Origin of the sequence: Microbispora sp. NBRC 16548, assembly GCF_030268985.1 — a bacterium.
Lineage (GTDB): Bacteria > Actinomycetota > Actinomycetes > Streptosporangiales > Streptosporangiaceae > Microbispora > Microbispora catharanthi.
The window spans coordinates 17,699-40,013 of sequence record NZ_BSSF01000022.1 but is presented as its reverse complement, the minus strand read 5'-3'; the positions used below and the strand labels follow the sequence as shown (position 1 = coordinate 40,013).

Below are 22,315 nucleotides of genomic sequence, written 5' to 3'. Positions count from 1 at the left end.
TCGGGCGCTGAAGTGAAACTTTCATGCGACACAGAAAGCAGCTCGAGGGAAACATCCCAGGTCTCTGGGCCGATACTCGCCAACGGTCATGGCGTTCGGGATGGGTCTCGTTGACCCCTGAGCCAAGGCCGTGTTTCGCTCCGGCCCAACACGCGGGTGAACCAGCCCAGTGCGTGTCACCTGAGGCACTCCAGCGGACCCACCCCTGTCAGGGCGGGCGCCGTCCGCATGGTCTCGCCTGCTTCCGCATTGCAGAAAGGAGAACGTCATGCTAGACAGCCCGCCGTCATCAGGCAGCGCGCACGCAAGACCTCCAGCCTCCGCCACACGGACGCGGATTCCGGGGCGATCCCTCGCGGTCACCACCGTGGTGTCGGCGGCGTTCGTCGGCCTGACGGCGTGGCCGTCCCAGGCCGCGACGCCGGTCGCGAACGGTGTGTACACCCTCGCGTCGGGCTCCAGCGGCAAGTGCGTGACGGTCAGCGGCGCCGGTAAGACCGACGGGACGGTGCTGACGCAACTGGCCTGCGACAGTGCCGCCGGTGAGCAGCAGTTCCGCGTCGTCTCCCAGAACGGGGCCTACGGCCTGGTCAACGTCAACAGCGGCAAATGCGTGGACGTGCCCAACTACTCCTCCGACACCGGCGTCCAGCTGTGGCAGTGGACCTGCGGGGCCAGCACCAACCAGACCTGGACGCTGACACCCTCCAGCACCACCGACCGCTACCTGCTCAAGAGCAACTTCAACGGGCTGTGCGTCAGCAACAAGGACGGCTCCACCTCGGGCGGCAACCCGATCGTCCAGGAACCCTGCTCCGACATCGCCCGCATGCAATGGCGCTTCAACCCCACCACCGGCACCCCCACCCCGACCGCGACGTCCACCGGTTCCACCGTGACCGTGGCGGCGGACGGCACGGGGCAGTATCGGACCGTGCAGGCGGCCATCGACGCGGTGCCGTCCAACAACACCACCCGCCGCGTCATCACGATCAAGCCGGGGACCTACCGTGAGATCGTCACGCTGGACAAGCCCTATGTCACCCTTCGGGGGACGGGCTCGTCCCCTTCCTCCACGCTGATCGTCAACAACCGGTCCGCCTACACCAGTGGCACGTCGGGCAGCTTCACCGTCCGGGTCACGGGCAAGGAGGCCGTCCTCACCAATTTGACGGTCTCCAACGACTTCGATGAGAACTCGACGCCGGACGGCCACCAGGCGGTGGCGCTGCGCGTCGACGGTGACCGCAGCCAGCTCATCAACGTGCGGGTCCTCGGCGACCAGGACACCTTCCTGCTCGGCAGCGACTCCGCCCGCACGTACGTGAAGAACTCCTACGTCGAGGGCACCACCGACTTCATCTTCGGCAGTGGCACGGCCGTGTTCGACAACTGCGACATCTACGAGAAGCGCAGCACCGGCGGCACGATGACCGCGGCCAGCACCCCCGCCACCAAGACCTACGGATTCCTGTTCTACAAGTCCCGGATCACCGGCGCAGGCAAGAACAACACGAATCTGGGCCGTCCGTGGCGGGCCGACGCGCAGGTGCTCTACCGGGAGTCGTCGCTCAGCGCGGCCATCAAGACCTCCCAGCCGTGGACCGACATGTCCAGCAACTCATGGAAGAACGCCCGGTTCTTCGAGTACAAGAACACCGGCTCGGGCGCCACCGTCAATTCCAACCGGCCGCAGATGAGCGACTCGCAGGCCGCGAACTACACCCCGCAGAAATACCTGGCCGGCTCCGACGGCTGGAACCCCGTTTACTAACAAGCAGGAGTGATCCATGAAACGATCCCTCGCGGTCACCACCGTGGTGTCGGCGGCGTTCGTCGGCCTGACGGCGTGGCCGTCCCAGGCCGCGACGCCGGTCGCGAACGGTGTGTACACCCTCGCGTCGGGCTCCAGCGGCAAGTGCGTGACGGTCAGCGGCGCCGGTAAGACCGACGGGACGGTGCTGACGCAACTGGCCTGCGACAGTGCCGCCGGTGAGCAGCAGTTCCGGGTGGTCTCGCAGAACGGGGCCTACGGCCTGGTCAACGTCAACAGCGGCAAATGCGTGGACGTGCCCAACTACTCCTCCGACACCGGCGTCCAGCTGTGGCAGTGGACCTGCGGGGCCAGCACCAACCAGACCTGGACGCTGACACCCTCCAGCACCACCGACCGCTACCTGCTCAAGAGCAACTTCAACGGGCTGTGCGTCAGCAACAAGGACGGCTCCACCTCGGGCGGCAACCCGATCGTCCAGGAACCCTGCTCCGACATCGCCCGCATGCAATGGCGCTTCAACCCCACCACCGGCACCCCCACCCCGACCGCGACTCCGACGTCAGGGCCTTCTGTGCCCTACTCCAGCGCCCCCGACGGGTTCGCCGGCACCAGCGGGATGGGTCTCAGCAGCACCACCGGTGGCGCGGGCGGTCAGACCGTCACCGTCACCAACCTGGCCGATTTGATCAAGTACGCCGGTTCGTCCAGCCCCTACATCATCAGAGTCAACGCCCCGATCACGGTCACGCCGTATGGCACCGAGATCAAGGTCGCGTCCAACAAGACGATCGTCGGCGTCGGCAAGAACGGCCAGATCGTCAACGGCGGGTTCAACCTCAACAACGTGAGCAACGTGATCATTCGGAACCTGCAGATCCGGGACACGCGGATGACCGAGGACGACCCCGACGACAAGGAATACGACTACGACGGCGTCCAGATGGACACCTCACATCACGTCTGGCTTGACCACAACTACATCGTGCGGATGAACGACGGCCTGATCGACAGCCGTAAGGACACCTCCTACCTGACCGTGTCCTGGAACGTCATCGGCGAGGGCCACAAGGCGTTCGGTATCGGGTGGACGCCCAACGTCACCGCCCGCATCACGATTCACCACAACTGGATCCACGACAACGACGTCCGCAACCCCAGCACCGACAACGTCGCCTACGCCCACCTCTACAACAACTACATGCAGAACATCACCGGCTACGGCAACTACTCACGCGGCAAGACCAAGATGGTGATCGAGAACACCTACTACGACCACGTCAACAGCCCCTACTACCGTGACGACACGGCCGAGCTGAAGCAGACCGGCAGCATCTGCGTCAGTTGCAGCGGGCAGAAGGAGACCGGCGGCTCGGCCTTCACCCCGTCGAGCTTCTACTCCTACCGCCTCGACCCCGCCGCGAACGTCCCCGCGCTCGTGAAGACCTACGCAGGTCCCCAGGCGCCGATCGGGCTCTGAAATTCCTGTGGCGTGCATCCGATCTGCAGCCGCTCATTACTGGTGTTCGGCATCGGCGGATCAACGCCGGCTGATCGCGACGATGAGGTCGTGACCGGCCGTCCGAGATCTGGAATGCCCCGGCACGCCTTGTGCCGGGGCATTCGTCATGTCAGGGCCTCTGTCACCGCCGCTTTCGCTCCCGTTCCGTCCGCGTACGCCGCACCGAATGCCGGGTCACCTACACCGTGACCAGTCAGTGGCCCGGTGGCTTCGGCGCCAACGTGACCATCGGCAACCTGGGCGACCCGGTCAACGGCTGAAAGGTCGCGCGAGGTCGGACGGATGGGCACGGTCACGAACCGCGGCCGGCCCGCGGCGCGCACGCCCTTGGCGACGTGGGCGCCCCCGCACCGCCCGGTCTTCCACGTGGATCGCTTGGTCGTCGCGAATCGACGGGCACTTGACGACGCGGATGTTATCGGTAACTCTTCTCTGCATCACCGGAATCCTCCGGGTCCCTGGTGGCTTATGGAGAGAGAATGTGATCGATAACATTACCTACGAGCGGTCCGTGCAGGGGCACCGCCGAGTGGAGCGCCGGCTCGCGGCGCGGGTTCGCGCCGTCGCCGAGGCGTACGCCCTGCTCGCGCCGAGCCTCGTCGGCTTCCTGCTCTTCCTGGTGGCGCCCATCTTCGGCGTGGCGGCGCTGAGCCTGTTCGACTGGAACCTGATGGGCGCGCCGTCGTTCGTCGGGCTGGACAACTACCGCGAGCTGGCCGCCGATCCCGAGGTGTGGCGGGCCGTGCTCAACACGATCTACTACGTGGTGCTCAACATCCCGGCGCAGACCGTGCTGGCGCTGCTGCTGGCGCTGGCGCTGAACCGGCGGATGCGCGGCGGCAAGGTGCTCCGGGTGGTCTTCGTGCTGCCCTGGATGGCCATGCCGGTGGCACTGGGCATCATCTGGTCCTGGGTGTTCGACCCGAGATACGGCGTGGTCAACCAGGTGCTGGGCGTGGTGGGGATCGACGGTCCGAACTGGCTCACCGACCCCGCGTGGGCCATGCCGGTGATCGCCTCGGTGAACGTCTGGCAGTACACGGGCTACACGATGCTGATCCTGCTGGCCGGGCTGCAGGCGATTCCGCACACGCTGTACGAGGCCGCGGCGATCGACGGCACCACACCGGTGCAGCGGTTCTTCATGATCACCCTGCCGCTGCTGCGGCCGTCGCTGTTCTTCGTGCTGGTGACGAACACGATCGGGTCGTTCCAGATCTTCGACACGGTCTTCGTGATGACCCAGGGCGGCCCGGGCGGCGCCACCGACGTGCTGAACTTCCACATCTATCAGCAGGGGTTCCAGCTCTTCCGGTCCGGCTACGCCTCGGCGCTGGCGATGGTGCTGTTCGCGCTGATCCTACTGGTCACCGCGGCGCAGTTCCTCTACTTCCGCAAGCGCACCGTCTACGACTTCTCCTGAGGACCCCGATGAAGAGGACCCACATGAAGAGGACGCAGATGAAGAGGATCGCTCTGTATCTCGCGCTCTTCGCGGGCGCCGTGGTCTCGGTCGCGCCGTACCTGATGACGCTGAACTCGGCGTTCAAGGAACCCGCGCAGGTGCTCACCACCCCCGCCTGGAAGCCCGCCTTCCCCGTCACGCTCGAGAACTTCGCCCAGGTCTGGTCGCAGTACGACATGGCCGGCTTCCTGCTGCACTCGCTGGTCTACGCCGGGGCCGTCACGGCCGGCCAGGTCGTGTTCAGCACGATGGCCGCCTACGCCTTCGGCAGGATGTCGTTCCCCGGCCGCGACGTGCTGTTCTGGGGCTACCTCGCGACGATGATGGTGCCGCAGATCGTCACCCTGGTCCCGCTCTTCCTGATCATGCGGGAGTTCGGGCTGATCGACACCTATCTCGGGCTGATCCTGCCCACCGCGTTCGGCACGCCGTACGGGATCTTCCTGGTGCGTCAGTACTTCCGCACGATTCCCCGGGACCTGGAGTCGGCCGCGCGCATCGACGGCGCGGGCACGCTCACCGTGCTCGTCCGGGTGCTGCTCCCGCTGAGCCGGCCGATCCTGGCCACCCTCGCGACCATCACGTTCATCACAACCTGGAACACGCTGCTGTGGCCGCTGATCGTCACGAACGGCGACGCGACCCGGGTGGTCACGCTCGGCATCTCGGCGCTGAAGGGCCAGTACTCCTCCCAGTATCACCTGATCCTGGCGGCCGCCGCCCTCGCGCTGCTGCCGCTCATCGTGATCTTTCTGCTGTTCCAGCGGCACATCGTCCGTTCGATCGCCCTCACCGGGCTGAAGTAACCACCCCCCGCAGAGAGAAGGGCATGCAGATATGTCCAGAAAAATCGCCGTATCAGCTGTCGCGGCGGCGGCCCTGCTGTCCCTCGCCGCGTGCGGCGGCGGAGACGGCTCGGACTCCACCGGCGGCGCCGTCACCCTCAGGTACGCCATGTGGGACGAGGTGCAGAAGCCGCCGATCGAGCAGTCGATCCGCGAGTTCGAGAAGGCCCACCCGACCATCAAGGTGCAGATCGAGCTGAACAACTGGAACGACTACTGGAGCAAGCTGCAGACCCAGCTCGCGGGGCGTTCGGCCCCCGACGTGTTCTGGGACCACGTCTCCTACTTCCCCAAGTTCAGCAAGGAGGGCGTGCTCACCGACCTGGCGCCGCTCATCGCCCAGGACAAGGTGGACACCTCGATCTACGACCCCAAGCTCGCCCAGGGCTGGAAGGTGGACGGCAAGGTCTACGGCCTGCCCAAGGACTGGGACACCATCGGGCTCTTCTACAGCACCAAGGCCCTCAAGGACGCCGGGCTCACCCCCGCCGACCTCGACGGCCTCACCTGGAACCCCGCCGACGGCGGCACCTTCGTCAAGACGCTACAGAAACTGACGGTCGACGAGAACGGCAAGCACGCCGACGAGCCGGGCTTCGACCCCAAGAAGGTCAAGCAGTACGGCCTGGCCATGCAGGCGCCCACCGGTCAGCAGGACTGGTGGAACTTCGCCCTGCAGAACGGCTGCACGCTCCAGGACAAGCCGTGGGGCCGGTGGACCATCGACCAGCCGGCCTGCGTGCAGGCCATCCAGTTCGTCCAGGACCTGCGGCTGAAGTACCACGTCGCGGTGCCCGCCACGGTCACCAACCCGCCCAACGGCCCGTCCCTTGACCAGGTCGTCGGGCGCGGCGAGGCGGCCGCCGCGATGGACGGAAGCTGGATGCTGCGCGCCTTCGACACCGCGCTGCCGGGCGGCGCATTCGGCGTCGCCGACCTCCCCGCGGGGCCGGTCGGCAAGGGCAGCGTCTACAACGGCCTGACCGAGGCCGTCTACGCCGGCACCAAGCACCCGAAGGAAGCGTGGGAGCTGCTCAAGTGGCTGACGTCCGAACGCCATCAGAAGGCCGTCGCCCAGGCGGGCGCCGTCTGGCCGGGCATCCCCTCGCTCAACGACGTCTTCGCCGACGCGTGGAAGGCCAAGGGCGTCGACGTCAGCGGCTTCAAGAAGGCCGCCGAGGGCACCACGATGGGCTACCCGCTCACCGAGGCGGCCGACGTCTACAACGTCAAAGCGCTCGACATCTTCAACCAGGTCTGGCTGGGGCAGCTGTCGCCGCAGGACGCCGCCCAGAAGATCACCACCGAGGCCAACGCCGCCATCAAGTAAGGTCTGACTCATGGAAGTTACCGGTCACATGCCTGCCCAGGACGCTCCCCGCGCGCGGTCGGCGAGCATCTGGGACGTCGCCCGGGTGGCCGGTGTCTCCCAGCAGACCGTCAGCCGCGTCATCAACGGCAAGGCCCGGGTCAGCGAGGCGACCCGGGCCAGGGTCCTCCAGGTCATCGCCGAGCTCGGCTACCGGCCCAACCGGCTGGCCCAGGCGCTGGCCGGAGGACCGGTCCGCTCGGTCACCGTCCTCACCTCCGACACCGCCCTGTACGGCGCCGCCGCCACGCTGCGCGGCATGGAGGAGGCGGCCAGGACGGCCGGGTTCTCCGTGGGCATCAGCGTGCTGGAGCGGAACTCCGCCCAGGCGGACATCGCCCTGCGGCTGAACCGGCCCGGGGAGGCGGTCATGGTGATCGCCTTCGACGACGCGGGCGTGCGCGCGCTGCGGGCGCTGCCCGCGGACGTCCCGGTCGCGGCGGCCGTCGAGCGGCGGCCCGACGACGGGCCGGACGACCCCTGGCAGATCTGGCTGGACGACCGGGCGGCGGCCGCGCACGCGACCCGCTACCTGCTGAGCCTGGGGCACCAGACCGTCCACTACGTGGCCATCCCCTCCTCCACCAGCGCGCTGCCGCAGCGCACCCAGGGCTGGCGGGACGCGCTGCGCGCCGCCGGCCGGCCGCTGCCCGAGCCGCTGCCCGGCGGCTGGAGCCCTCGATCCGGCTACCTCGCCGTGCGCTCCCTGCTCGCGGACCGATCGGTCACTGCGATCCTGTGCGGCAACGACGACCTGGCGCTGGGCGTCATGCGGGCCGCCCGCGAGGCCGGGCGGGACATTCCCGGCGACCTCAGCGTGGTCGGCTTCGACGACTCCCCGCCCTCGGCCTACCTCAACCCCTCGCTCACCACGGTCCGGCTCGATTTCGAGGGTCTCGGCCGGGCCTGCTTCGGCCTGCTGCACCGCAGGCTGGACCCGCAGAACGCCCCGGCCGTCCCGGCCTGGAGCGAGCCCGAACTCATCGTGCGGGAGAGCAGCGGCCCCCCGCCCGCCTGACCTCCCACGCCTCCACAGTCCTCCGCCGCGTCATGCGGGTGGAGCGGTCCCGCATGCCATGCCGTCTTCTCCTTCGCCGTCGAAAGGCTGAGATGATCTACCACGACTCCGAACACCGCCTGTGGGTGCTGTCCGGGCCGTCCTCCTCCTACGTACTGCACCTCGACGAGGCCGACCGGCCGCGCGTCATGCACTGGGGACCTCGCCTCACCCCCGAGCAGGCGGCCTCGCTGCTGCTACGGCTGCCGCGGCCCGGCTTCCGGCCGGTGGAGGACCCGCTGGAGGGCTCCTTCGACCTGATCGCGACCGGGGGCCTGTGCTACGGACACGCCGGCCTGCAGGTGCGCTTCGCCGACGGCACCCGCGACCTGGAGCTCGTCTTCACCGGGCAACGCCGCACCGATCGGGAGCTGGTGCTGGCGTACGCCGACCGTCACTACCCGCTGGCCGTGGAGTGCCACTACCGCCTGTACGGCGACGTGATCGAGCGCCACCTGGTCCTGCGCAACGAGGGCGAGCCCGTCACCGTCGTACGGGCGGACTCCGCCACCTGGGTCCTCCCCCGGCTGAACGGCTACCGGCTCAGCTCCGTACGCGGTCAGTGGGGCGCGGAGACCCGTCTGCACCGCGCCGAGCTGCCGTACGGCGAGACCGTCCTGACCAGCCGCAGGGGGGTGACCAGCCACCAGGCCAACCCCTGGGCGATGGTCGACGACGGCACGGCGGGCGAGGAGCACGGCGCGGTCTACTCCTGCGCGCTGGCCTGGAGCGGGAGCTGGCGGCTCACCGCCCAGCGTCTTCCCACCGAGCGGGTGACGCTGTCGGCCGGGGCCGGGCACGACCCCGTGACCTGGGAGCTGGGCACCGGCGAGGAGCTGGCCACGCCGGTGTGCGCGGGCCTCTACACCGAAGGCGGCTTCGGCGCGGCCAGCCGCGCGTGGCACGACCACCAGCTCCGGCATGTGCTGCCGCATGCCGGCGAGATCCGGCCGGTGCTCTACAACTCCTGGGAGGCCACGGGCTTCGACGTCTCACTGGACGGGCAGATCCGGCTGGCGGAGTCGGCCGCCCGGATGGGCGTGGAGCTGTTCGTGGTGGACGACGGCTGGTTCGGCACCCGCACCCACGACGCCGCGGGGCTCGGCGACTGGTATCCCAACCCGCACCGGTTCCCCGACGGGCTCGGGCCGCTGATCGACCGGGTGCACGAGCTGGGCATGTGGTTCGGGCTGTGGGTGGAGCCGGAGATGGTCAACCCCGACAGCGACCTCTACCGCGCCCATCCCGACTGGGTTATCCACCGGCCGCACCGGCGGCGCACCGAGCACCGCAACCAGCTCGTGCTCGACCTGTCCCGGCCGGAGGTCGGGGACTGGCTCTACCGGACGCTGGACGAGTTGCTGGCCAAGAACGCCATCGACTTCCTCAAGTGGGACATGAACCGCCCCTTCACCGAGGCCGGCCCGGACGAGCGGCTGTGGCTGGGCCACGTCCGCACCCTGTACGACGTGCTCGACCGGCTGCGCGCCGCCCACCCGCACGTGAGGATCGAATCGTGCAGCAGCGGCGGCGGCCGGGTGGACCTCGGCATCCTGCGGCGCACCGACCAGGTGTGGACCTCCGACAACACCGACGCCCTCGACCGGCTGGACATCCAGCACGGCTTCTCGCAGCTCTACCCGGCCCGGGTGATGGGCGCGTGGGTCACCGACAGCCCCAACCCCTACACCGGCCGGGAGATCCCCCTCGACTTCCGTTTCCACGTGGCCATGGCCGGGGTGCTCGCGATCGGCGGCGCCCTGACCGAGTGGAGCCAGGCCGATCTGGACCGGGCGGCCGAGCTGGTCGCCGACTACAAGCGGATCCGCCCACTGGTCCAGCACGGCCGGCAGTACCGCCTGCTGCCGCCCGACGGCGATCTGTCGGCCGTGCAGTACCTCACCTCCGACGGCGGCGAGGCCGCCGTGCTCGTCCACCGCCGCGCCCGCCGGTTCGGGCACGCCGACCCGGGGATCCCGCTGCGCGCCCTCGACCCGGACGCGCGCTACCGCGACACGGCCACGGGAGAGGTCCACCACGGAGCCGTCCTGCTCACCCACGGTCTGTTCCCCGATCTGGCTCCCGGCGACTACGCCAGCGCCCTGGTCCATCTGATCAGGGAATAGGCGTGCGGGCATGGACGCCCGCGAACAGCCGCGCGAACAGCCGTGCGAGGAGGCCGCCGGGCGCCCGGCGGCCTCCTTTCCGCATGTCATCCCGGCGTCAGGACCAGCCGGTAGGCGCCGTTGGCGTCCTGGTTGGCGATCGGGATCGTGACGCTGCCGTTGGTGACGCTGTAGGCGTTCGACCACACCCGGGTCGCCGCCGCCACGTTCGTCTTGCGTCCCGAGCCCGGAACGTACTCGAGGGTCGCCGTGACCGAGGAGCCCAGCCCGCCGATCCCGTCGACGCGGATCGTGTTGTTGCCGGCCTGGCCGGCGAAGACCAGGCTGAACGTCCTGCCGTCGTAGGCGGCCACGCCGTCGTTGTACGTGGTCGGAGTGACCTTGACGACGTTGCCGGTCTGGTCGGCGTACCACTTGTACATCCAGTACGACGCCGTCGGCTGGCCGTTGTACAGCAGGCCGTTGAGCGTGCCGGCCTCGTACCAGAACGCCCGCTCGGCGTCCCGCACGCCCTCGCGCTCGAACTGCGCGACGTAGTGGTTCACGCTGCTCGGCACGTCGATCTCACCGGTCGTGGCGTACTCGTTGATGGAGATGGGCCGCGGCGAGATGCCGAGCTCGCGCTCCAGCGCCCGGTAGGCCCGGACGTTGGCGGTGACCTGCTGCCATCCGCTCAGCTCGTGCCACGACACGACCTCCGGCAGCGTGTTCGTCGCCTTGGCGTTGGTCAGGAAGGACCGCATCGCGTTCACGTTCCAGTACGAGTAGCTCGGCCCCATGATGGCCTTGTTCGGCTCGCTCTGCCGGATCCGCTGGTAGGTGCGCACCCACCCGTCGTTGAAGGAGACGCCCGACGCCGACGGCCAGGTCCAGTCCGGTTCGTTCCACGGCTCCCAGGCGTCGATGTTGCTGACACCCGCCGACTTGGCCGCCGCGATCATCTTGTCGATCCGGCTGTACCAGTCGTTCCAGTTGGTCCAGTTGTAGGGGAAGCCGTCGAAGCTGTCCGCCATGTCGACGGTGATCACGGCGCCGATGGCGGCGGCGTTCCGCCAGATGTTCAGCGTGTCGCCGATCGGGACCGGGGAGCCGTTCGGCCGGTGCTCGTGCAGCGGCGGCGGCTGCCGGAGCTGGTGCAGCTTCAGCGGCTGCATGATCGATACCGGCGGGGTGTTCGCGTCGGACAGGCCGTAGAGGGTGCCCGAGCCGACGCGGGTGACCGGTCGGACGACGCTGCCCGCGTCGACCACGAGGGCGCTGCCGCCACCGGTCGTGGTGCTCCACTTCTGGTTGCTCTGCCCGTTGCAGGTCCACAGGATGACGGCGGTGCCGTTGACGGTGCCGGCGTGGTCCACATCGAGGCACAGGCCCGACTGCGTCCCCGTGATCGACCCGTCGGAGTTCTGCCGCCACTTCTGGTTGGCCTGCCCGCTGCAGGACCAGATGATCACCTGTGTGCCGGGCGAGGTCTGGTTGTTGTACGCGTCCACGCACCGCGTGCCGTTCATGGTGCGCAGTTCGCCGGCCGAGGTGAACTCGAAGCCCTGGTTGGCCTGACCGTTGCAGTCCCAGATGTCCAGCGTGGTGCCGAGCGTGTCGACGTTGCCCTTCACGTCGAGGCAACGGCCGGAGACGGCGCTCACCAGCGGCGCGGGGGCCGCGGAGGCCGGTGCCGTCCAGGTGAGCGCGGTGGCCGCCAAAGTGACGAGCGCCGTGAGCAGGCCCAGGGCGACGGCGCCCGGCGACCGTCGCCGCCCGGCCGCCGGGTGAACGGGTAAGTCGTGCATCGTTCTTCTCCTCGTTGGGGGGCGTGAGGGCGGAAACGACGGAGGCGCGCGGAAGCGACGCTCCCAGCCGTTCGGCGTCACGGGATCGGCGACGTCCTATTGGGGTTATCGGTAACATCAGGGTCTAGAGCGTGCCGTCGACGGTGTCAAGCCCCGGTCTCCGGCCCGAATGCCCCGCCACGCCTTGCCAACGACTTCAACCGCAGGTCAGTCCTGCTTCAATGGCTTCGGAAAGATACCGGGCGGACGCGGATGATTCACGTCGTACGGCGTCTTCCTTGACGGCCGTTGGTGGTAGCGGTAACACTTGCGCCACCCGGACGTGTGCCCCTGAACCCGGAAGGAGAGCCCTTTTCATCGTGAGCGACGATGGTCTTCGACGGCGTGCGGGCCGAGGACGGCCGCCCGGGCGGCGAGCAGGTCGATCGACTCGCGGACATGGCGCCAGGCGGTGGTGCTGCCGGTGGAGAAAGCGGAGGCCAGGTCCCTGAACTCAGAGACCTGGCCTCGTGAACTTCTCGCGCCAGAGACGCCCTTTCCCGGCGGCTTCCCGACACTGGCGGCACGCCCGGCCGCCACGCGGGTCCTTCATCCTGCCCTGTTCGTCAGCGTGGGCGGAGGCGTCCTCCGCATCCGCTCGGCGCGGTGGGTCGTGGTCAGATGGCGGTGACGGTCCATTGGTTGTTGGTGCTGCTGTTGGGCGTCCACATGCCGACGGCGGAGCCGGCGGTGGTGTAGCCCATGCCGTCGAGGGACGTGCCGGTGCCGCGGTTGACGATCTGGTAGCGGCCGTTGCCGAGATCGTTCAGGCGCCACTGCTGGTTGTTGCCGCCGTTCCAGGCCGCCTGCCTGGCGTTGGCGCCGTTGGCGGTGTTGCCCCAGCTGTCGGCGACCATGCCGTTGGTGCGGTTGACGATCCGATACCAGCCGCCGCCCAGGTCGACCAGCTGCCACTGCAGGTTGTTGCTGCCGTCCCAGTTCCACTGCTTGAGGTTCGACCCCGACGCCACGTTGCCGCCGCTGTCCAGCACCAGACCGGTGGCGACGTTGGCGATCCGCACGTAACCGGTGGGGGTGCCGCCGGAGCCCAGGGAGGGGATCTGGCCGTTGAAGGTCAGCTTGACCACGTACGCCGGGGCGCTGAACGGGGCGTTGGACGAGGGCATCGAGATGTGCAGCCCCGAGCCGTCCTGTGTGGGGTTGGGCAGGGTGGTGTACTGGCCCGCCGAGGAGCCGAGGAGCTGCACCGAGGCCAGGTTGCTCAGGTTGATCCGGTTCGAGCCCAGCGTCGCGATGTTCAGCGTCGCGCCCGGCCAGCCCAGCACGGTGGCGTACAGGACCGTGTTGTCCTTGCTGCGGGTGAACCGGATGTCCTGCGCGGTGCCCGCTCGTGGAGTGGTGAAGGAGCCGCCGCCCATCTGCGTGGGACCCTCGCCGAAGACCGCCCAGGCCCGGGTGGCGTAGATGGACTCGCCGAAGCGCTTGAGGTAGTCGCCGATGCCCAGCAGGATCGACCGCTGCCCGGACGGGATGGTGCCGTCGGCCATCGGAGCGATGTTCAGCAGCATGTTGCCGTTCTTGCTGACCCGATCGATCAGCGAGTGCAGCATGGCGTTGAGCGAGTAGTAGCCGATGCCGACGGTGTAGCACCAGCTGGAGCTGGAGATGCTGTCGTCTGTCAGCCAGTAGGGGGTCTGGATGCCCGCCGGGCCGCCGCGCTCGTAGTCGACCACCTCACCCCTGGTGTTGTACCCGTCCTTGTAGGTGGCGACGACGTCCTTGTTCCAGGCCACCGCCTGGTTGTAGTAGTACGACAGGAAATTCAGCCGGTACGACTCGGGGATCTGGCTGAGGTTGAAGTCCTCCCAGATGACGTCGGGCTGGTAGCCGTCGATGATCTCCTTGAGCTTGTCGTACCAGAGCTGGTATTCGGTGGTCTTGTCGAGCTGGCCGTACAGCTTCTTGAGGCTGGTGCTGGACTGTGACGGCACCCACTGGTAGAAGCCGGTGAAGTTGTAGGCGTGGTGCATGGCCACCAGCAGCTTCAAGCCCTTGGCCCGGATGGCGTCGGCGTGCAACCGCAGCAGGTCGAGCTTGGGCCCGGTGGCGACCGAGTTCCACTCGTTCACCCGGCTGTTCCACATCGAGTAGCCGTCGTGGTGCTCGGCCACCGGCCCCGCGAACCTGGCGCCGGCGTCGGCGAACAGCTGCGCCCACTCGTTCGGGTCGAAGTTGCCCCCGGCCGACGTCAGCTTCGGCGCGAACTGCACCCAGTTGCCGGCCTTGTCCCGCGCGCCGTTGATGAAGTTGTGGTACGGCCACACCGACGGGTCACCATAGACGCTCTTGTGGTGATTGTTCTCGTTTGACCCGTTGTTGTACATGTTGCGCGGGTACCACTCGTTGGCGTACGCCGGGACGCTGAACACGCCCCAGTGGTAGTAGATGCCGAACTTCGCGTCCTGGAACCACTCGGCGGCCGGCGGGTGCTGGTCCACCGACGACCAGCTCGCGGTGTAACTCTGCGGACCGGCGTTCGCCCACGCGGGGCCGGCCTTCAGCGCGCCGGCGGCCGTGGCGAGCGCGGCCGTGGCGAGCAGTTGCCTGCGGCTGAACTGGAACGAGGATGCGGACATGGCGAGGTACCTCTCGCGATCGGGGGGATTTTCCTGGGCGTGCGCGGCCGTCGAGGCCAACCCCGTCGGCCCTGCTCGGGTGACCGCCTCGTACACCTTCTCCTTCGTGGGTATCGCGGCGGGCGGACCGCGATCGCCGTCGGCGGGCGCTCGGCGACGGTTGGCACGGCAGCCCCGTGAGGATCAACTCGGCCACGATGGCCCGGGCCCGACGACGGTACGCATGGACACGATCCCTTGGATGTTTCACGGAGATGAGCAGACGGTCACCGCAGAGACATTGGATGTCGTTGTATGTCAAGCGGGGCGATCTGTCCACACTCCCCCGCCGCCGCGCGCGCGAATGATGCACTGTGGCGCAGTGGGGCCTCGCGCGTACGACAAGTGGAAACGCGAGCGAGGCACACGAGCCCGCACGTTTGCGCATGCCGCATCGGCATTGCCGTTACTCGCCTCGCACTGGGTGCAGACAGCCCATGTCTACAAGGGCGCCGGTCCCGATTCTGGCGAGAAATGGGATGTCTGAAAGTTTCATCGCAGGAAACGGGACGGCCCGCCGGACGGCTACCGGCATGCGTGAGCCGGGGGCGCGGTGCGGGTCGTCCCACACCGCGCCCCCGGCCACGTCGTCCGACTGGTTCAGGTGCGCTGTCCGCCGATGGCGACGGCGAAGATGTGCATGGTCGCCACCCCGTTCGCCGCCCGCGCGCTGATGTCGGGCAGGTCGACGCGGGAGATCTCCTTGTTCCGCAGAGCCACGCCCGCGTAGTAGATGGTGGCGGCGGTGTTCTGCCGCTGGTTGTTCGGCCGGTTCTGACAGGCGGCCACGTCGCCCGCGGCCCGGCCCTGGGCGGGGGTGACGGTGAACTCGACGGTGCGCTCCGCGCCGGGCGTCCCCTCGCGCCGGTCGAACCGCACGCGGAACAACAACGGTGGTGTCCTGCCCGCCGGTTCAGGACTGGTTGAACAGCGACAGTGTGAGGGTGGAGTGGTATTCCCCGGCGGCGACGTCGGTGGAGGTGCGCAGGGCGAGGTCGGCGTTGACCTGCGAGGTGCCGATCTCGTCGGCGGAGTTGGCGGTGGACACCAGCAGTTCCTGGCCTTCGAGTCCCACCTGGGGGGCTCCGGTGCCGTCGGAGATGACGCTGGAGACCGGCTCACCGGCCGCCACCGCCCCGGTGGAGGAGCCGCTCAGCAGACGCGGCTTCCAGCCCAGGTACTGCGGGCCGATGGTCTTGGCCGGGTCGTCGGCCGCGACGAACTGGCTGGCCTGGCCGACGACCGCCCAGAACTCCCCGGCGGGGATGTCTTCGGGCTGGCGGGTGTCGGTCACCGTGACCGTCGGCAGGGTGCCGACGAACTGGCGGGCGGTGGCGTCGGATCCGTTTTCCTGCAGAGCCACGCCGTTGTTGTCGGCGACGGTCATGGAGACCTGGCCGGGGGTGGTGGTGGGCTCGATCTTCACCGACACGTCGATGCCGGTGCCGGGGTCGTCGGCGGCCGCCGCGGGGCCGGCCACGCCGGCGCCGGCCAGCGCGAGGCCGAGCACCGATGCGGCCAGCAGTTGGGTGGTCCTGGTGCTTTTCATATGATCATCGCTCCATTGATGAGGGGCGGGGCCGGCCGGCTGGTCGGGCGGCCGGCCCCGGTTGTGCTACGGCGGTGTCCCTACGTGTGGACGGTGGTCACCGCCGATACGGTCAGCGGCCGGCCGGGGACTCCCCCGATGTCGTCAGCAACTGGCCGCGGTGTAGGCGACGTCGTAGGACGAGGTGACCTGCTTGCCGTCGATCGTCGCGGTGCCCTTCACGGTGACCTTGCCGGCGTCGATCTGGGCGGCCCGGGTGTTGAAGGACTGGTAGGCCTGCTTGCCCGGGGCCACGTCGGCCACGGTCTTGGACCCGTACGGGGTGGTCAGCGTGATCGTCGCCGGCACGTCGGAGTCGTTGACGGCGGTGACCGCCACGTAGGCCGAGGTGCCGATGCACCGGGTGGTGGCGGTGACGGTCAGCTTGACCTCCGGCGAGGGCGGCGTGACGGAATCGAGCGCGACCGCGAAGATGTGCATCGTCGCGACCCCGTTCGCCGCCCCCGCGCTGATGTTGGGCAGGTCGACGCGGGAGATCTCCTTGTTCTGCAGAGCCACGCCGACGTAGTAGATGGTGGCGGCGGTGTTCTGCCGCTGGTTGTTCGGCCGGTTCTGGTAGGGGGCCACGACGGCGGCGTCGCCCTCCGGCCTCGGCGCGCCGTACCAGTCGGGCGAGCTGAGGGTGAAGGTCTGCCTCGTGCCGTCCTTGTAGACGATGGTGGCCGGGCCGGACACCGCGCCGTAGGTCCCGGTCAGCAGGAAGCCGAGCGTCTTGCCCGTCCCGGTCACCTTGAGGGACTGCCCCGAGGCGATGGCGTTGTCGGGGGTGCCCACCGTGACGTTGGGCCACTTGAAGTTCAGCCCGTTCTTGGTGACGGTGGCCCCGGGGGTGACACCGACCGACGCCAGCCCCTGGGCGGAGATGCTGGCGCCGTTGCCGTCGAAGTTCCCGAGGTTGGTGTTGGTGTCGTCGGTGACGCCGACGTTGCTGAACAGCTCCTCCAGCGGCTTCTCCCCGCCGCCCCACACCTGCACCGTGGCCTTCGCGGACGCGGTCCAGTTCTCGCCCGCCTCGGTGCCGCTCACCACGGCGGTGAGGACCGCGGCGCCGGCCGCCGCGCCGGTGGCGGGAGTGAGGGTGAACTCCACCGTGGCCGTCGCGTCCGGCGCCAGGGGCCCCACGTTCGCCTGTGCGGGGGTGACGGTCCACCCCTCCGGCGCCGTGAGGGCCACCGTCGCCGAGGCCAGCGACACCTCGACCGCCCGGACGGTGACCTTGGCCTTCGCTCCCTGACCCGGCGTGACCTCGGCGGGCGCGGCCACCGAGACCTTCTGCAGCGTGAACGCCCGGTAGGTGTGACCGGCCTGTGCGGTGATCTTGACGGCGTCGGGCTCGGTCTTCTCCACCTTCACCGTGCCGCCGGCGACGTCGAGGACCTTGTGGCGGCCGGTGAAAATGCCGCCGCGCACCTTGACGACACCGTCGCGGTCGGGCGTGATGAGGTACTCGTCGGCCTGCCCGTCGCTCCACGCCGCGCCGACGGTGTGGCCGCCGCGGCCCCGCAGGCCCTGCACCTTCCCGTTCCGCCATGCCCCCGGGAGCGCCGGCAGCACGTGCAGTTCGCCGGTGTGGCTCTGCATCAGCATCTCGGCGATGCCGGACGTGGCGCCGAAGTTGCCGTCGATCTGGAACGGCGGGTGCAGGTCGAACATGTTCGGGGCGAGCCTGGCCGGCGTCACGAGGAGGCGGACCAGGTCGTGCGCCCGCTTGCCCTCCTCCATCCGCGCCCAGTAGTTGATCTTCCAGGCCAGCGACCAGCCGGTGCCGTCGTCGCCGCGCAGTTCGAGGGTCCGCCGCGCCGCGTCGTACAGCTCCGGGGTGCCGCGCTTGGTGATCTGGTGGCTGGGGTGCAGGCCGTACAGGTGCGAGATGTGCCGGTGGGTCCGCTCGGTCTCCACCCAGTCGTACAGCCACTCCTGGATGTTGCCGCGCGAGCCGATCTTCATCGGAGGGAGCCGGTCCTTGACGGCCAGGACCTGCGCCCGGAAGCTCGCGTCCACGCCGAGAACCTCGCTGGCCTCCGCGCAGCCGTTGAACAGGTCACGCAGGATCTGGTTGTCCATGGTGGGACCGGCGGCCACGCTGACATTCGAGTGGTGGGCGAGTTCGGGGGAGTTCGACGGGTTCGTGACCAGATACCCGAGCTTCGGCTCCTCCACGAGGGTGTCGAGGAAGAACTGCGCCGAACCCTTCATCGCCGGGTAGTTCTTCCTCAGGAACTCGACGTCGCCGGTGAACAGGTAGTGGTCCCAGATCATGGTGGCCAGCCACGCACCGCCGGTCTGCCACATGCCCCAGAGCGCACCGTCGACGACCGAGGTCGCCCGCCACGCGTCGGTGTTGTGGTGGGTGACCCAGCCGCCGGCGCCGTACTGGACCTCGGCCGTGCGGGCGCCGGTCACCGTGAGGTCCTGGATCATGCTGAACACCGGCTCGTAGCACTCCGACAGGTTCGTGGTGTCGGCGGGCCAGTAGTTCATGGGCAGGTTCGCGTTGATGGTGTACTTCGAGTCCCACGACGGGCTCAGGGAATCGTTCCAGATGCCCTGCAGGTTGGCCGGCTGGGTCCCGGGACGCGAGCAGCTGATCAGCAGGTAGCGGCCGAACTGGAAGAGCAGCGCGGAGAACTGCGGGTCGTCGACGGCACCGTGCTGTGTGATCCGGACGTCGGTCGGCTGGTCGGCCGCGTCGGTGCGGTCCAGTTCGAGCGTCGTCCGCTTGAACAGGGCCTGGTAGTCGGCCACGTGCCGGCTGCGCAGCGCGTCATAGGCCTTGCCCTGGGCGGCGTCGAGGTGCCGCTGCGCGATGCCCTGGTAGTCGCCGCCGACGTCCTTGTAGCTCACGTAGCTGGAGCCGATGGAGATCAGCAGCGTCACGCTGTCGGCGGCGGACACTTGGAGCGTTCCGCCCGAACTGGTGACGGTGCCGCCCTCGGCGACGGCCTTGGCCAGCGCCAGGAACTTGACCTGGCCGGTGATGCCCTCGAAGTTGCCCGAGACGCCGTCGAGCCCCACCGTGGTGCTGTCCGGGCTGGTGAGCGTCGTCCGCTGGGGGCTGTCGAACGTCGCGCTGAACGTGATCGAGCCGGGCTTGTCGGCGGTCAGGCGAACGACGATGACCTGGTCCGGTGCGCTGGCGAACACCTCGCGCTTGTACCGTACGCCGTTCAGCAGGTAGTTGACGGACGTGACGGCGGTGGTGAGGTCGAGCTGGCGGTTGTACTCCGTGAACCCGCTGGTGCCGGGGAAGGTCAGCTTGATGTTGCCGACCGTCTGGTAGGCGAGCTGGCCCGCGGGCCTGCCCAGCATGTTCTGGTCGATCAGGGTCTGGGCCTGGCTCCACTGGTCCTCGAAGACCAGGCGCCGGATCTCCGGCAGCGCCGCCAGGCCCTTGGTGTTGCTCTGGTCGTACGGCCCGCCGCCCCAGACGGTGTCCTCGTTGAGCTGCAGGCGCTCGGCGTCGACGTTGCCGAACACCATGGCGCCGAGGCGTCCGTTGCCGATGGGGAGGGCGCGGAGCCAGTCCGTGCCGGCGCCCTTGTCGTACCAGAGCGCCATGTCGTTGGCGGCGCGTACCTCCGAGGGTGCCACCGATCCGGCTCGGGCGACCGCTGTCCATTGCATCGGCAGTATCAGAGCCCCGGCTCCGACCGTGCCGATCTTCATCAATTGCCTTCGCGTCAGATCTGGCATTCGCTCTCCAAGCGCACTGCGGCCTTGTCGGCGGCCGGCACCGCGCCAATGGGCTGCGAACCCGACATCGAGGAGCCTGGCGGGGTTCGGCGGGACCGGCTGCGTGACGAGGCTGTGTAGGGGGTGATGGCAAAGCTACAAAGATTTGATGTATCGGTCAACGATTCTTATAGAAACGCCCGAAAGGCGGTCATCTGGCCCCTCAATCCCCAGGAAACATCTAACCTTTGGCCTGTCCCTGTCCCCTGGCGCGCATTGATCCAGGTCGCGGTGGGCGAGCCGTGGGCGACGGAGGGAACCGGACGTCGCGGGCGGCTACGAGCGTGCGTTGCCCGCGCCACCGGGCAGCAGGCCCGCGCGGGAGGGGAGCGGGGAAGGCCACACGCCGCCGAGTAGCGGTACGAGGCCGCGTCCTGTATCCGTAGAGCAGCACCAATTCCCCGACGAGCACGGGCGACGACGTGCGGGCAGGCCGCATCCGCTCCCTGGCTGCCCGTGGTGACGGGGAAATCCCCCGCTCCGGCCGGACTTTGGATACCTACCTGCCATGTCACGCACAGACGATGTAGTGGACAGCATCAAGCGGATGATCCTCGACGGCGTCCTGCGGCCCGGCGACCGCCTGCCCGTCGAGAAGGACCTCGCCGAGTCGCTGGGCGTCTCGCGCGGGGCGTTGCGCGAAGGAGTCTCGGCGCTGTCGATCCTCGGGATCGTCAGCACCCGGCAGGGTGACGGGACGTACATCACGAACCTCGACGCGACGCAGTTGCTGGCTCCGATGGGCTTCGTCGTCGAATTGCACGGCCAGGGCGACCCGCGGCACGTGTACACCGTCCGGCGCCTGCTCGAGGCCGAGGCGGCACGGCTGGCCGCGACCAGGATCACCGATGAGGCGCTCTGCCAAGCGAGGGACCTGCTCGGCGAGTCGGCCCGGATCGTCGGTCAGGCACCCCACGACCACGAGCGTCTCATCGAGATCGACATCGCCTTCCACCGCATCATCGCCGCCCATACCGACAACCCGGTCATGATCGGCCTGATCGAGGCGTTCGCCAGGCGCACCGTCCGCGGCCGGCTGTGGCGAAGCCTGCACGAGGAGGGTGCCGACCGGCGCACTCACGACGAGCACGTGGCGATCTGGGCGGCGCTCGCGGCGCGCGATCCCGAACGGGCGCGCATCCGGATGGCCAACCATCTCATGGGGGTCGAGGAGTCCCTGCACCGGTTGCCCGACGACGGCGACGCGCCGTCCGACCCAGTGGCCGACTGACCTCGGGCCGGGCGGGGGCCGATGCGGGGTGACATGCCGGGACATGGCGAGGTGGCCGCCGTGATCACCTCACCGCGTCCGGGTCGGCGCCGGACCGCGAACGGCCGAGGTTCTCCCGCAGCCAGGTCTCCGTGGTGCTGACGTGCATGAGCGCGACCGCCTGGGCGAGGGGGGCGTCGCCGGCCGCGAGTGCGCGGTAGATGGCGGCGTGCTCGGCGATCGTGCGGCCGGCCGCGTTCTCTTCGACGAGCCCGCGCCAGACGCGGGCCCGGAGGGTCCGGCTGGCGATGCCGCCGAGCAGGGCGGACAGGGACTTGTTGCCCGTCGCCTCGAAAACGGCCCGGTGGAAGGCGTCGTCGTGATGGTTGAGCGCTTCGATGTCGTCCTGCGCCGCGATCATGGCGTTGAGATGCCGTTCGACGTCCGCGAGCTGGTCGGCGGTGATCCGGGCGGCGGCAAGACCCGTCGCCACCGGCTCGAACAGGCGCCGCACCTCGGTGATCTCGAGCAGATCGTCGCCCCGCATCATCTCGACGGCGAGGCCGACTCCTTCGAGCAACAACTCCGGCGAAAGGCTCGTGACGTAGGTGCCGTCGCCCCTGCGTACCTCCAGCACGCGTGTGGTGACGAGGGAGCGGACGGCCTCTCTGAGCAGGTTGCGGGACAGGCCCAGCTCGGCGGCCAACTCCTGTTCGGGAGGCAGCCGGGCGCCCGGGGGAAGCGTCCCGTCCTTGATGAGCTGCCTGATGCGTTCGATCGCCTGCTCGGTCAACGACATACCTGCATTTTGGTATGTCAGGACAGCGGACCTCCACACGGTCCCTCCGGGCGCACGTGAACGCTCTCGGAACCAGCCGCGCCTCTGCCGGATCCCGCGCCTTCAGCCGGGACAGACATGCGATGTGTCGTGGTCTCCCGGCGTGGCGGGGCCGGTCGATACGTCGGATCCCTTGCTGGTGGGGAGCCGCTCGAATAACGGAATATCACCATCCCTCCTCAAGGTCTGGACACTGGCGCGGTTTTGAGCATAGAAAGACATCCCATGTCCTGTCAGTGATTAGCCCGCTCACGGCGAGGCTCGCCCAAGCTCCGCACAGCGGCGCGGGCGTCACCTGAGCGTGGC

At 68.7% G+C, this 22,315-nt stretch carries 15 protein-coding genes; 9 read left to right on the top strand and 6 right to left on the bottom strand.

Annotated elements, in window-relative coordinates:
* Nucleotides 1–367 precede the first annotated feature (367 nt).
* The 8 genes from QSK36_RS38780 (at nt 368) to QSK36_RS38745 (ending at nt 10,158) form a co-directional block, all read left to right on the top strand.
* Nucleotides 368–1,774, top strand: a complete 1,407-nt coding sequence (locus QSK36_RS38780) for a pectinesterase family protein (RefSeq protein ID WP_285785833.1) — start codon at nt 368–370, stop codon at nt 1,772–1,774.
* Nucleotides 1,775–1,790: 16 nt separating this feature from the next.
* Entirely contained in the window at nt 1,791–3,254 is a 1,464-nt protein-coding gene (locus QSK36_RS38775) for an RICIN domain-containing protein (RefSeq protein WP_285785832.1), read from the top strand.
* A 131-nt stretch (nt 3,255–3,385) separates the two neighbouring features.
* Nucleotides 3,386–3,556: a cellulose binding domain-containing protein gene (locus tag QSK36_RS38770; protein ID WP_285785831.1), complete on the top strand. Its 171-nt coding sequence runs from the start codon at nt 3,386–3,388 to the stop codon at nt 3,554–3,556.
* A 221-nt stretch (nt 3,557–3,777) separates the two neighbouring features.
* Entirely contained in the window at nt 3,778–4,719 is a 942-nt protein-coding gene (locus tag QSK36_RS38765; protein ID WP_285785830.1) for a carbohydrate ABC transporter permease, read from the top strand.
* A gap of 38 nt (nt 4,720–4,757) precedes the next feature.
* Nucleotides 4,758–5,567, top strand: a complete 810-nt coding sequence (locus QSK36_RS38760; RefSeq protein WP_221264304.1) for a carbohydrate ABC transporter permease — start codon at nt 4,758–4,760, stop codon at nt 5,565–5,567.
* A 31-nt stretch (nt 5,568–5,598) separates the two neighbouring features.
* Nucleotides 5,599–6,936, top strand: a complete 1,338-nt coding sequence (locus tag QSK36_RS38755; RefSeq protein ID WP_285785829.1) for an ABC transporter substrate-binding protein — start codon at nt 5,599–5,601, stop codon at nt 6,934–6,936.
* 10 nt (nt 6,937–6,946) lie between these two features.
* A complete protein-coding gene (locus QSK36_RS38750) occupies nt 6,947–7,993 on the top strand; it encodes a LacI family DNA-binding transcriptional regulator (RefSeq protein ID WP_221264303.1) in 1,047 nt (348 codons plus the stop codon).
* A 92-nt stretch (nt 7,994–8,085) separates the two neighbouring features.
* Nucleotides 8,086–10,158 carry an alpha-galactosidase gene (locus QSK36_RS38745; RefSeq protein WP_285785828.1) on the top strand — a complete coding sequence of 691 codons (2,073 nt, stop codon included), beginning with the start codon at nt 8,086–8,088 and terminating at the stop codon, nt 10,156–10,158.
* A gap of 86 nt (nt 10,159–10,244) precedes the next feature.
* Here the strand turns inward: QSK36_RS38745 and QSK36_RS38740 are convergent, their stop codons facing one another.
* From QSK36_RS38740 to QSK36_RS38720, 5 genes are all read right to left on the bottom strand, one after another.
* On the bottom strand, nt 10,245–11,945 hold the full coding sequence (locus QSK36_RS38740; protein WP_183542165.1) for a lectin: 1,701 nt from the start codon (nt 11,943–11,945) through the stop codon (nt 10,245–10,247).
* A gap of 656 nt (nt 11,946–12,601) precedes the next feature.
* Nucleotides 12,602–14,581 (bottom strand): alpha-L-fucosidase, encoded by a 1,980-nt coding sequence (locus tag QSK36_RS38735; protein WP_183542163.1) that lies wholly within the window; start codon nt 14,579–14,581, stop codon nt 12,602–12,604.
* Between the two features lie 639 nt (nt 14,582–15,220).
* Nucleotides 15,221–15,511 carry a hypothetical protein gene (locus QSK36_RS38730; RefSeq protein WP_285785827.1) on the bottom strand — a complete coding sequence of 97 codons (291 nt, stop codon included), beginning with the start codon at nt 15,509–15,511 and terminating at the stop codon, nt 15,221–15,223.
* 22 nt (nt 15,512–15,533) lie between these two features.
* Nucleotides 15,534–16,169, bottom strand: a complete 636-nt coding sequence (locus QSK36_RS38725) for a hypothetical protein (RefSeq protein WP_285785826.1) — start codon at nt 16,167–16,169, stop codon at nt 15,534–15,536.
* A gap of 144 nt (nt 16,170–16,313) precedes the next feature.
* The gene (locus QSK36_RS38720; RefSeq protein WP_285785825.1) at nt 16,314–19,853 is read right to left on the bottom strand and encodes a glycosyl hydrolase family 95 catalytic domain-containing protein; all 3,540 of its coding nucleotides are present in this window, start codon (nt 19,851–19,853) and stop codon (nt 16,314–16,316) included.
* A 616-nt stretch (nt 19,854–20,469) separates the two neighbouring features.
* Here QSK36_RS38720 and QSK36_RS38715 point away from each other — a divergent pair.
* Nucleotides 20,470–21,192 carry a FadR/GntR family transcriptional regulator gene (locus QSK36_RS38715; RefSeq protein WP_285785824.1) on the top strand — a complete coding sequence of 241 codons (723 nt, stop codon included), beginning with the start codon at nt 20,470–20,472 and terminating at the stop codon, nt 21,190–21,192.
* Between the two features lie 64 nt (nt 21,193–21,256).
* Here the strand turns inward: QSK36_RS38715 and QSK36_RS38710 are convergent, their stop codons facing one another.
* A complete protein-coding gene (locus QSK36_RS38710; protein ID WP_183542152.1) occupies nt 21,257–21,970 on the bottom strand; it encodes a FadR/GntR family transcriptional regulator in 714 nt (237 codons plus the stop codon).
* Nucleotides 21,971–22,315: the final 345 nt, after the last annotated feature.

Excerpts from the sequence above, each read along its gene's own strand:
- QSK36_RS38775 (WP_285785832.1), top strand. The coding sequence starts at position 1,791 with ATGAAACGATCCCTCGCGGTCACCACCGTGGTGTCGGCGGCGTTCGTC.
- QSK36_RS38760 (WP_221264304.1), top strand. The coding sequence starts at position 4,758 with ATGAAGAGGATCGCTCTGTATCTCGCGCTCTTCGCGGGCGCCGTGGTC.
- QSK36_RS38755 (WP_285785829.1), top strand. The coding sequence starts at position 5,599 with ATGTCCAGAAAAATCGCCGTATCAGCTGTCGCGGCGGCGGCCCTGCTG.
- QSK36_RS38750 (WP_221264303.1), top strand. The coding sequence starts at position 6,947 with ATGGAAGTTACCGGTCACATGCCTGCCCAGGACGCTCCCCGCGCGCGG.
- QSK36_RS38745 (WP_285785828.1), top strand. The coding sequence starts at position 8,086 with ATGATCTACCACGACTCCGAACACCGCCTGTGGGTGCTGTCCGGGCCG.
- QSK36_RS38740 (WP_183542165.1), bottom strand. The coding sequence starts at position 11,945 with ATGCACGACTTACCCGTTCACCCGGCGGCCGGGCGGCGACGGTCGCCG.
- QSK36_RS38735 (WP_183542163.1), bottom strand. The coding sequence starts at position 14,581 with ATGTCCGCATCCTCGTTCCAGTTCAGCCGCAGGCAACTGCTCGCCACG.
- QSK36_RS38725 (WP_285785826.1), bottom strand. The coding sequence starts at position 16,169 with ATGAAAAGCACCAGGACCACCCAACTGCTGGCCGCATCGGTGCTCGGC.
- QSK36_RS38720 (WP_285785825.1), bottom strand. The coding sequence starts at position 19,853 with ATGCAATGGACAGCGGTCGCCCGAGCCGGATCGGTGGCACCCTCGGAG.
- QSK36_RS38715 (WP_285785824.1), top strand. The coding sequence starts at position 20,470 with ATGTCACGCACAGACGATGTAGTGGACAGCATCAAGCGGATGATCCTC.
- QSK36_RS38710 (WP_183542152.1), bottom strand. The coding sequence starts at position 21,970 with ATGTCGTTGACCGAGCAGGCGATCGAACGCATCAGGCAGCTCATCAAG.